This window comes from Undibacterium sp. RuRC25W (assembly GCF_049339825.1).
GTDB lineage: Bacteria > Pseudomonadota > Gammaproteobacteria > Burkholderiales > Burkholderiaceae_D > Undibacterium.
This window is the reverse complement of the sequence record NZ_JBMPPD010000044.1, coordinates 1-11989: the sequence shown is the minus strand read 5'-3', so window position 1 is coordinate 11989 and position 11989 is coordinate 1. Positions and strand designations below refer to the sequence as shown.

The window sequence follows — 11989 nt, the reverse complement described above, 5'->3', positions numbered from 1 at the left end:
AAAAATAGTCGCCATCGACCTTCGCGGGGAATAGGTATATTGTGACATATATTATGAGAGAACCAACAAATCCAAGTAATCGTTTAGCGTCCAATATGCGTCTACGTATAACTAATATCTCGTAAAAAACTTGGTACAAAAAAAATTTTGCGAGCAAGCACGAGGAATGGTCAACAAAATCCCTTCAACCATCGCGCACGCGATCGCACAAGAAGAAAGAATACCATCAGGTATAACATTAACGACTAATTTAGCTATCACTACAGGTCAGATCATATGTTGGCTCGCAGATTCTGGCCCGACCAAGAAAATTAACTTTAATTCGCTTTGTATTCTCCCCTAAAGTCATCGAGACAGTACCAGCCAGAGGCTGTTGACTACTTAGGTAAGTTCGACTCTGCCCCTGTCCTGCGTATGAGATATAAGTCTGAGACGCATCAGTAAAATTATGAGTAATCAAAAAGCCTTCGGCGAGTGCTTCATGCGAGAAAAGAATGACATCTACATCGTCTCTTCCGTCTGCCTCCACAACGATCTTCCATCCTGACTGCCAGTTTTTGCGGTCATTTGGAATGAGACTGACTTGCGCACTACGTTTGATCGCTTCGGCGCGGGTGAGATTGATGGCAGCATAAAATTCAGCGACTGTTATTTTCAGTCTTTGTTTTTCAATTAAGCGATAAAAGCTAGGCAACGCCATGCTCATCAAAATAACTACAATAGACAAACAAACGAGGATTTCAACGAGTGTGAAGCCAATATTCGTCCATCTATAAATCAAATGCTTATTCATTTTCACCAGCATTGTTCTTTATTCCCATTACCTGAAAATGACTTAATACCAGTGCTGGTGAGGGAAAATTTTTCACACTCTGAATCTTGAAAATGAGAGTCCACATTCTGCGTACCCGGTGTAGCCATAATTTCAACACAATGTTGAATTGCACTATCTTTGCATGGTGCAGCACTAAGTTCGTAGCCACTCTTGGTTGCACTATCCCCTGAGTACCATTGAAAACTTGAAGCATTCGGATCTGAAGTTATTTTGCCGAAGACAATATAACGATTATGTTGAGTAAAAAACCTTTCTTCTTGCTGCATTGCTTTAAATAAAGCACTCTTGCCTTCTACCCGTTTTGCCCTAGTAATGCTGGAGCTATACGACGCGTAAGCGATGGTGGATAATATGGCGATGATTGCGATGGTTATCATTAACTCGATGAGGTTGAAACCCGTATATCGCTTTTTATGCATAGCACTCCTTGATATCTATATTTTTGATCATTGTTTATTGAAGTCAGAAAATAAATTGATCTCCAATGAGAGAAAAAGATGAAAAGGGAACCTGATCGGAATCTCCCGCTGTAGCGGCCTACGGTTACGCAATATGGCCACCGAAATGACCGTCGAATAAGCTTACGTTTCAGCGTCCCATTTGGGAATTTAATCAATTTTCCTTTTTAGCAGGCACAGCAGCTTTCCGTAATTCCTGAAAATTTTGCACTTCAATCCAACTAACGCGACCCGCACGTGTTACGACATCAGGCAATGACGTCATTTCATTTCCCGCAGGTCCTTGATTTCGCTGCAAATATTTCGTAGTAACTCGGCGAGCACCTGTAGCATTTCGGTCGCCCACAGTGGTGCCGAGATTAATTAGAACCGGGCTGCTCATTAGTCCAATAGATGATGCGAAACCTGTCTCTCCACTACTCACGCCAGTGAGCACGTCAACGGCATATTTTCTTCCCCCACCAAGAGAACATGGCGAGACATTCAGCATCATCGTATTGAAACTGTAGGCACTTCCCGTTACAACACCAGGTAAATCGTGATGGATTCGTTCACCAGTTATTTGAGAGTCCGGAAAATCAAGATACCAGCCCTTACTTTTTGGTGACTTAACGCCATAAATAAAACTTTTACCAGTTACAACATAACCGTTCCCTGAACGTGTCGCAATACGTGGAGTAAGTTGACTTCTGCTAGTCACGACATCGGCGTTATAAGTCGTATCGAGAATAGCGTAATATGAATTTTCACCATAATCGGATGGAAGTAAATCATTGGCCTCTAGATATTTACCAGTACCAAATAACAATATATATCCACCTCCTGGCGCATAGACTATTTGTGGTTGTACTGTAATCGGTTGAGTCTTACCGCTGCGAGTCTTCGCTGTAAAAATAAGTGCAGGTGTATGACTAAGGGTTGCTAACGAGGTATCTAAATAAGAAAATCGCCATAGATTTCCTTGTAAGTCGCCTACATACAGATGCGCAACTGCACCATCTCCGCCGTAGACAAGGTTTGGCGCTGCCAAGCCATTGGCACGGCTCGTATCTTTAATCGGGGTTGTCAACTTAAAATAATTAGAGTTTAAAACCCATGGCTCGCCAGGCATTTTATCGAGAGATAAAATGAAGATAGCACCATTACCACTACCTCCAGGAGTGGCGCCATAATTATTATAGCCACTCGACACGATGACATAGTTGGTATAAATTGGACTTACTGCATTTCCACCAACTCGGAATTTTGCAATAAGAGGCGTTGATAAAATATTCCCTATATCGGGATCTATCTTATCAGTGAACTCCCATAATGCCCCAGCGCCACTAGAAAACTTTCCAGGATCAGTCACATCTAAGGCAAAGAGGCCCTTTGCGCCAGCACCCATGCCAGACACTAGCACCGTCTTCCAGTCACCTTTTACAAGAACATCTTTTACGACGATTTTGCCATCCACAAAGGATTGATGACTGTAGAACGAATCAGTCAAAGCAGACAACCGCGAGAGCAAAGCATTTGGTGCATAAGCAAATAGTTCGGTACCGTTATCTGCATCAAATGCATGTAAAAAACCGTCATTAGCACCAACATAAACCGCTTTTCTCCTATAAGCGTTTTCTCGATAAAATTTTGAGTAGCCAGGTGCAGAAAGGTTTTTAGCAGGAGTGCCGTAATAGACCGGTGTACTACTGATGATGTCACCTAATACACTGTCTCTTGGCCGGAACGTAAACGTTGATTGAGATCTCGCATCCATACCCTCTTCCATACTACGATCTCCGCGTAAATAGTTTATGCGTTCCGCTCCTAAATTATCGATTTCACCAGTATGCTGATTCGTATTGAAATTTAACTGGTCTGCCGCACTAAAATAACTACCTCCATTCCAAATAAAGGGCACTGTTTTTAACGCTCCATCTTTATTTACCATTGACGTATACAAATTTCGAGCATCAACACTTGGAAAAGGCGCGATCTTCGCATTAGGGTTACCAGTCAATATTTCTGCTGCATTCCAAATTGGAATAGCCGGCGAAGCGTCGAATCGTTTCTTCAATAGAATGCCAGACCATTTTGGGGCAGAAAATCCTGGCTCATAGATAAATGGAGTGTCGCTTGCTGAAGTAGATGAAATACCCACTCCAGCAAGGGTTCCTGCTGAAGATGCTACCGACTGAAAAATAGAATTAATGGCATTGATCATTTTCTTCGGATCACTTGCTAGAAAAAAATTATCAGGATCATTTTGGTTGCTCGCTGCCCATTCGTTGTTATTATTAACGACCGTTACTCCATCCTTAGCAAACGTCATGAATGGATTTTTATCGCCGTTTGTATCATTAAAGCCACCATATTTAGCAGCGAGATACAGCTGAGAACGTCGTGGCGCGGTCCTAGAACGGCTGACATTATCTATAGAGCCATTTCCATTTTCATCTACATCGATCACAAACGTTGTTACTCTCACTGGCTTATCCAATCGAATATCGTTTGTGTGCGCCCAGTAAGCCGTACCAGCGAGATAAAATGTTCCAGCATCGGCGCCTGTATAGGATGTCGCCATATTCGCCAGTTCGGGAACTGGTAACAAATTGCCGAGAGTACGAGTCGACTCCAATGATGCAACGAGATCCGTCTGTACCTTGACATCAAATGGCGGCAATTTTGGATTATCCTTGCCATTTTTCGCTGAACTCTCAGCGGGACGCTTTGGACGGTTTGCACCAATCAGGGTAGATCCTGGAATATAGGTATCATGATGTGTGTTGGCATCCCCAATGAGGATCACGTAATTGCGTTGACACGAAGCCTCAACCGGATCAATCCATTTGGATATTACTTGAAAACTATCCTGCATATCTGCAGACATTCCCTCAGTGCTCGCAGGGGTAGCTGTACCACCTTGCAAATAGCGTATGCTTTCATAATACATTTCACTTAGTGGATCATTTACTTTGTAATTACCACGGCGACCGAACATATTGAGATAATTGATAACCCCACTATTACCACTTACGTCTTTCTCTGGATTTGAAAGAAATACCCCTGTTATCGCATCCCACTCTGGACGATCGTTAGGCTCTGGCAAAAATCCATTTGCGGCACGAAATTGTTTGTTTCCTACATATTTCATCGGCGCCCTGAGAACGCCGCCATATCGCGTATTTGTATTATCCAGTAGATAGCCAAACGTACCAAAACGCATCGAATTCTGGTTACGCTGCATATTACCCACCGGTTTATAGTTTCCACTCGGATAGAGGGCACACAAATCAAGTCGAGTTATATTTTCGGAATTGTCACAGACCTGAACGCGAACTAAAAACTCTCCTAAAATACGGTCACTAGGAAAGTAAATTTTTGAATCAAGTGCTGCATTATTACTTGGATAGCTACGTTGTCCTGCACAGACATTTAAAGTATCGCTATCACTGAATAAAATTTTATTATCGCAATTGAATACGTAAAGCCGAGAAACTTTGTAGGGAGTTATTCTTTCAGGAGAACTCTTTCCTGAAACAGAACTCACTACTTTTTTTTACAAAATAACCTGAATTGTAAAAGCCGTTCGGTAGAAAGGCGCGTTGCAAAATAGTCTGCGATGGTGTATCGACAACTCTGTCACCACCAGTTAATGCCAACCGTAGCATATCGATTGCAGAAGCTGACGCCCAGTTCATGAAATTTCCACTAAATGCCGTACCTTCACATTCATAATTAGCATCGGTGTCTTTAACTGCGTAAAAATACCCATTTTGCATATCAGAAAAACTAGCTAATTTTGACGATGCCCCTTGGGTATCTATTGTGGCCGCCCCACTCGAATTGACTAGAGTAAAACGCCTGATTCCGCCACTTTCGTAACATTTCCGAGGATTGAAATATCCTAGATATTCAGTAGACCTGTTGTAGTCATCAACATTATTGTATGCAGCTTTGGCAGTAGGATATTCAACCGACAAATCCAATAGTAAATTGGGATGAACATTTCCTGAGCTCAAGTAAAGTGGTGCGTCAGATAATGCAATTGTCGGCGGCGAAGCGAATGTGAATGCTGACATTCCTAGAGAAAAAAGCATTACTAAGTAACGCAAGTTAATTAATTTAACAAAAAAAAATAGTTCAAATACATCCTGCATCTTCATATTGATTTTGCGGCCTTTCTATAAAAACTTTGTAATACCACCTGCGTTTTTGAATCAGATCCAAAACCAATCGCAGTGATTCTAAAAACATATTTCATGTGATCATCAGCACGCTGCCCTGCCTCAACGTCAGGAACGGCTTCAATGAGATAACGGGGTAATTTAGATGGAAATAGCGCTCTTCCAATTGCCATCTTTTGTCCTGTAAATCGTCCGAATTGAACACTTGCCGCATCCGCACCGTCAGAGGCAATATCGACGGTAAGCCAAACCGCGGCTTTTCCGGGACCGGCAGGTAAACACAGACCTTGATAGGTATTACTATCTCCCCTGGCGCACTCTTCCTCAAAAAATAAATTGGATGAAGCATCGAATATCAAACTTCTACCAATTGACGCTTGGGAGTCTATATCACTCTCCGCATCACGAAGTGCTGCCTCAGCCGCTGTCATCGCAACCTGTCGATCGCGATTGTTTCTTGCAGCTCTCTCTGATTGCAAAGAAAGATAAGCAAGTGAAACACTCAGCAGTAGAATCACAACCAACATTACCATTGAAATAACAAGAGAAAATCCACTTGAGTAGACACGACGGAATGGCAAGTGCCGTATTTTGTATTTATTTTTTTTCAGAGAACATATACTCATTTCATCCTCACGCAGGTGCTGAGCAGATACCACGAACTGGATCAACGATACAGTTATTTCTTAAAAGCACTGTTGTGATATAAACTCTTCTCAATCGGTTTCGTCTCTCAGTAGGGATATCGCTTTCTTTAATCGTCGTCCCTTTGTCAACATTTCCTGCAATCGCAGCATAATCGTCACCAAATAAGTGATATGTATTTACGAGAGAATCATTTCGCGTTCTCTCTTCACCGCTAACTAACATTGCTACTCTTACTTCGGTAACTTTCTTCCAAAACGTTTTACGATTTAGATCAATCTTTCTCTCTGTTGCTGTATCACCGACCAAATCTAAACCTAAATCCAGTGCGTTGATCTCACTCGCAGTTAAGAATTTTTTTACTCCTCCAAGATCGCTACGTGATATGTCAATTCCATAAAGAACTTGAAATGACTCAACTCCTTTAATGATTGCCTGCGCACTCCAACTCATATTTCCATTTTTCGAGTTAATTGACTGATATTTACAAAAAAGCTCAGGTTCTTTGTTGGCATTTTCTACCACGTAATAGATGCTCCATCCGCGATCCTCGTCTGCAGTATCAGAAGATATTGGGGCTGGTATTGGGAATCCCGCGCAATTGGTAACCGTGCCATCACCACTAATTGAATTTCCAGCACCAAAAAAACGGATTGCTAGTACATCGCTGAAATTTGTCTTCGATTGGACTGCGCCCGCAATGTCGGAATTTGTCGCACTTAAGGTACTCGCATCAAGACCGACAATATCAGCGCTAGAGGTTGCCGCTGTAATTTGCGGTGAGCTGCTAGAATCTAAGTTAACATAGCCAGCTTGCCTCAAAGAGCGAGCAATATTATCGATGGCGAAACTAGCAGACTCCTGAATATCACTGTGATCAGTCTGAAGTGAAAATGATGCTCTCGTTGTAAAGAGCAGTGTAGTTGCTACCAACAACACCAACAAACCCAATGTCAATGAGACCATCAGCTCTACCATACTCAAACCTGACTGCGTTTCCGCCTTATAATTCTTCTTCATGTTCAAACCCAATAAATCCTTGTTCACCTTACATACGACTCGACCAACATCACATATTTTGGTGGTCTCGCATCACCTGTTTCCATAAAAGAATCGTCAGGATTTTTGGATTGCCACCCTATCTTGATGACAAAAGAAGCGCTTTCACTAGAGTTGCAGCTCCACGTTAACGTACCTTCTTCCTCGTCATATGGTTCGCTGTCTCTACATACGACAACGCGCGCGCTTGGCAATGTGTTTCCTACACGAATAAGCCATTCAGCAATATCTGCCGTTGCGACATCTGTATGACTACAATTAGAAGCAAGAGTGAAGCAATACTTAGAAGAGGAAGGATGACCGTCGACAAGGGCATCATATGCAAAATGGCTATATAGGTTTAAGCCATCGGTCAATTTCATTTGCGTGTCGTTCGCACGCATCTTCTCAGCCAACTCCGCGGACAACATTACTGCAGAAGAATAAAAAGAACTCTGCTGCGCAGTTCGGAGAGACGCTAGTTGAAGATTGATCGCTCCGACTGCGCCGACCATCAAAATACAGATAGAAATAAGAACTTCAATTAAACTGTGACCTTGTGACTTCCGTAACAACTTTCGCTCCATTTAATTAAGCACCAATAGTTAACTTTTAATTTTTCTTTGTTGACGTAATAAAGCACAATACAAAGTAGCTCACGGCTAAGGGTAATTTAGTAACAAAAAGAGAAGAGATGAACGATTGACAGTCAAATTTAATCCGCACGCGATTCGAAAATGAATAGGTTGAATTGGATAGTACGACGCGCGAAGCATAACCAAGATCAGACTGGCGACTTGAGCTCCAAAAAGTCAGCAATACAATCCCAGCACCAGCTTACAGATCAGTTTAGAATTAACAATATCGCTTCTTATTGATCACTATAAAGGCACCAACAAGTCGCCCTTCCTTAATGCTCAATACGCTGTCTCACATTCGGAGAATTGCTCATCTTCAGTTGCCACTCCGTGTGCCGTAGTAGAAGCGCTTGTTTCAATCGTTGTCGTTACCATCTCAAAGTAACTTGTTCCTGCTTCGCGTTGGTGTTTTATAGCTGCGAAACCCTTGTTTGCAGATTCAAATTCACGCTCTTGAAGTTCAACGAATGCACTCATCTGACGCCGCGCATAGCCGTGAGCGAGCTCAAACATAGAATGATTCAGGCTATGAAAACCTGCTAAGGTGATAAACTGAAATTTATAGCCAAGTGCGCCGAGGCTACTTTGAAACCGTGCAATGGTGGCATCATCGAGATTTTTTTTCCAATTGAAAGAAGGTGAGCAGTTATATGCCAGCATCTTCCCAGGGAATTTCTCATGAATACGATGCGCAAATTCCTCTGCAAATTCCAAGTCAGGCCTACTAGTTTCGCACCATATCAAATCGACATACGGACAATATGCTAACGCGCGTGAAACAGCCTGATCCATCCCATTACGTGTACGATAAAAGCCGTCAATAGTACGCTCACCAGTTAAAAAAGGACGATCATTTTCATCAACATCCGATGTCACCAAATCCGCAGCTTCCGCATCCGTCCTTGCTATCACTAGCGTAGGAACCCCCATAACATCGGCGGCGAGGCGAGCTGCTATCAGTTTAGCAATAGCCTCGCGTGTTGGCACTAACACTTTTCCACCCATGTGACCACACTTCTTTACAGAAGCAAGTTGATCTTCAAAATGGACGCCGGACGCCCCAGCTTCGATCATCGATTTCATTAACTCAAAAGCATTGAGTACACCGCCGAATCCGGCCCCAGCATCAGCGACAATGGGGGCAAAAAAATCGATATCATTTCGACCTTCGCTCCACTGGATTTCATCTGCACGTTTAAAAGTCGCATTAATTCTTTTGATGACTTTTGGAACAGAATCAACGGAATAATGCGATTGTTCCGGATACATTTCACCATGACTATTCGCATCAATGGCAACTTGCCAACCTGAAAGATAAATTGCTTTAAGCCCAGCTTTTACTTGCTGCATAGCCTGATTGCCCGTCAGCGCCCCCAAACTATTGATATAAGGTTCTTCGTTAAGCAAGTTCCATAACTTTAAAGCACCCCGTCGTGCGATCGTGTGGTCAATTTGTACGGAACCACGCAACGAAACGACTTTTTCTGCGGAGTATGGGCGAACAATACCTTTCCATCGTGCATTCGTATGCCAATCAAATTCAAGCTGATCGATTTGTTCTTCCCTTGAGAGCATTTGTAACATGGGGTCTCCTTTATATTTCTTTTGCAACATGCGTTGTGAATAGAACTTACGCAAAATTATCGAAGTACGACAATGCGAAAAAAGGCTGCACCCTCGCACCAAATTTGGTGTGCTGGGTGCTTATTCAAAATAGAGAAAATTGAGACAGCCCGCTTAAAAGGCCTATGCTCGCGTCACAGTTTCATGCCGCTTGCTGGTGCACAAACTGGGTTTGATAAATCCGAGCGAGCGCAACAGCATCTAGTTCACCGTAACCTTCGTCGCACGCTTTACGGAAGACGGCATTTGCGGCTTCCGCCATAGGGCACTGAACACCATATGTCTTACACTGTTCTATATGATTAGCAGAATCTTTAACCAGTTGACTAATTTTTACACGGACAGTCTCATTTCCATCCAACATGTAACGCGCCTCTCTTACACCTCTCGCGGAAAACGGTGCGGTTGAAGCTGCGATATCAAGATAACGTTTTGCATCTTTTCCTGCAGCGGCAAGAAACGCCACCATCTCTGCCATTGCAGCATATTCAAGGGCAAGCTTACTGTTGATCACAAGCTTTAAGGAAATCCCATCAAGCACTCCTCCTGCATAGTTGATCTTTTGCCCCATTGCGAGAAGAATAGGTTCTACTTTTCCGAATATTTCTGATTTTGCACCAGCTGTGAAAATCAACGTTTTGTTTTCTGCTTCGGGTAAAGAACCGGACATGGGCGCAGATACAAATTCAACACCAAAAGATTCAGCGGCACTCACTAACCGACCAATATGCTCAACTGTTAAGGTAGCGCACTCTAACGCTACTGCGCCTGCTGGAAGCGACTGCAATGCCCCAATTTCAGGATCAAGCCAAACCCTTGCAGAAGCAGCATCATCCCATACCATAGCTATAGCGAAGTCAACTCCGTCTGCGGCAAGTTTGGGAGTGTCGAATGCAACAGCCCCCATCGCCACAAGAGGCTCACACGCACTGGGGATGAGGTTATAAACATGCAATTGATGTCCAGCTTCGATCAAAGCTTTTGCCATACGCGATCCCATCGCGCCCATTCCTAATACTGCAATTTTCGACATATCGTATATTTCCTTTTGCCTTTTGGCATGTTGGTACCGAATGAAAATTGAAAAAGACGAGCTACTTTTTACTCAAATTGGCATCAAACCGAGCCTCAAGAAAATGAGTTCCATCCCTTTTGATTATCTTGGTTCAAAAGAAGATATGTGGCGCATCTCCATCGCAAAAAAATACTGCAAGAACGTAACTACCCAACAACGGAACTGAATAAATTACTTCTCCTATGGAATTCCCCTCCTAATATTCTCTCTTTGTTTATGAGGAAATATAACTTCCTCATTGCACCGATGCGATCCAAACAAAAGTGTTTGCATATCCTCAATAAAACTTAAAACAACAACCTCCTTGCGCAGGTATTATTTGTAGCAGGTAAAAAAGATAATGCAGGTCGCATTGCTATAAACTAAGAATTGTCTAGCAATTACATAACGTAAAAAAACCATATGTTTACAAGAACATACACCACGATTATTATATTACGACATTCTTTGTTACTTAGCGATACTTAGTATATCAGTGGGTTGCGCGAGAATTCGCTTTTTAGAATCAGAAATATGTAAGAGTTCTTTACACCAAAATGTTTAAACTATTTTCCCTCGATTGAAGCCACAAAAACACTTCAATAGAAAGTTACAGATTTCATAAAAATCAATGAAAAATGATTTGGATATTTTTCAATTAAATTAAGATAACGTTAATGGTCTTGGTGGTTAATGAGTAAAGATATATTGAGGAAGATTAGAAACTCGGATGAAATATGTCACGCAAAGTCTTACAAGAGATAAGCGTCAGACACCTTAGTAAATAGTAGAAAAGATGTTTGGTGTTAGGTAGACGATCGCAGCACCTATAATCAATTCAACCGATAGGATACTTCCTTCTGAATTCTTTCCGTACATCTGAAGCAATCACGAATACCTTGCATCAAGGTGTGGCCAAATATGCTGGTCTGCCATCGCTATATCACTTCCATCGGATAATATTGCGCTTCACTTCCTATCAGTTGTAACTCAACGACTCATTGAGATTCTTCTTCAGCTAAAAGATGTTGATTAACAACGTGTACGTCAAGGAATTTATGGTGGACGTAAGCCAGGTGTAAACTGCACCTCAGACAGCGTTATAGATTTCAAAACACCACATGGCTATATAAAATCCAGCCATAAAATCTGAAGGATATCCAACTAGTAGTCAAAAAACACTACTTTGGTGAATTTTTATCTGCGATAGCAGGTAGATAGCGACGTATTTAAATCATCGAATGCGACTGATGGTGTAATTGAGTACTAGATAACGTGCTCACCACATTGCTTAGGATTAACGAATGCACGAAATTACATCGCTTTCATGGGTGGTGGTAGTAAGCGATTCAGGTACTTAAACGTAAAATCTGAAACTAAAATTTAAGCAATAATTCAAATGCAACTGGCGTTAGGTCCTGTTGCAGGATCAGGCGTACCAGTTTTGCGCACTATAAAAGCAAAACCCCTCACTACGTAAGTAGAGAGGGGTTGCATGGGGGAGCCTGACGATAACCTACTTTCACACTGGT

General features: G+C 42.3%; 9 protein-coding genes. All 9 read right to left on the bottom strand.

The features are described from left to right. Positions 1–250: 250 nt before the first annotated feature. Entirely contained in the window at positions 251–793 is a 543-nt protein-coding gene (locus tag ACO0KV_RS16520) for a GspH/FimT family pseudopilin (RefSeq protein ID WP_423043967.1), read from the bottom strand. Positions 794–795: 2 nt separating this feature from the next. After that, positions 796–1254, bottom strand: coding sequence for a type IV pilin protein (locus ACO0KV_RS16515; protein ID WP_423043965.1), 459 nt, complete (start codon positions 1252–1254; stop codon positions 796–798). A 193-nt stretch (positions 1255–1447) separates the two neighbouring features. Further along, positions 1448–4822: a pilus assembly protein gene (locus ACO0KV_RS16510; RefSeq protein WP_423043964.1), complete on the bottom strand. Its 3375-nt coding sequence runs from the start codon at positions 4820–4822 to the stop codon at positions 1448–1450. Further along, positions 4791–5438 (bottom strand): hypothetical protein, encoded by a 648-nt coding sequence (locus ACO0KV_RS16505; protein ID WP_423043962.1) that lies wholly within the window; start codon positions 5436–5438, stop codon positions 4791–4793. Before ACO0KV_RS16505 ends, ACO0KV_RS16510 begins: the two co-directional genes overlap by 32 nt. Beyond that, positions 5435–6085, bottom strand: coding sequence for a pilus assembly PilX family protein (locus ACO0KV_RS16500; protein WP_423043961.1), 651 nt, complete (start codon positions 6083–6085; stop codon positions 5435–5437). Before ACO0KV_RS16500 ends, ACO0KV_RS16505 begins: the two co-directional genes overlap by 4 nt. Positions 6086–6092: 7 nt before the next feature. After that, positions 6093–7124 carry a PilW family protein gene (locus ACO0KV_RS16495; RefSeq protein WP_423043959.1) on the bottom strand — a complete coding sequence of 344 codons (1032 nt, stop codon included), beginning with the start codon at positions 7122–7124 and terminating at the stop codon, positions 6093–6095. 23 nt (positions 7125–7147) lie between these two features. After that, complete coding sequence (gene pilV / locus ACO0KV_RS16490) at positions 7148–7729, bottom strand: type IV pilus modification protein PilV (RefSeq protein WP_423043957.1); 582 nt, start codon at positions 7727–7729, stop codon at positions 7148–7150. 330 nt (positions 7730–8059) lie between these two features. Beyond that, positions 8060–9355, bottom strand: coding sequence for an isocitrate lyase (gene aceA / locus ACO0KV_RS16485; RefSeq protein WP_423043984.1), 1296 nt, complete (start codon positions 9353–9355; stop codon positions 8060–8062). Between the two features lie 190 nt (positions 9356–9545). Continuing rightward, a complete protein-coding gene (locus ACO0KV_RS16480) occupies positions 9546–10436 on the bottom strand; it encodes an NAD(P)-dependent oxidoreductase (RefSeq protein ID WP_423043955.1) in 891 nt (296 codons plus the stop codon). Between the last annotated feature and the right edge of the window lie 1553 nt (positions 10437–11989).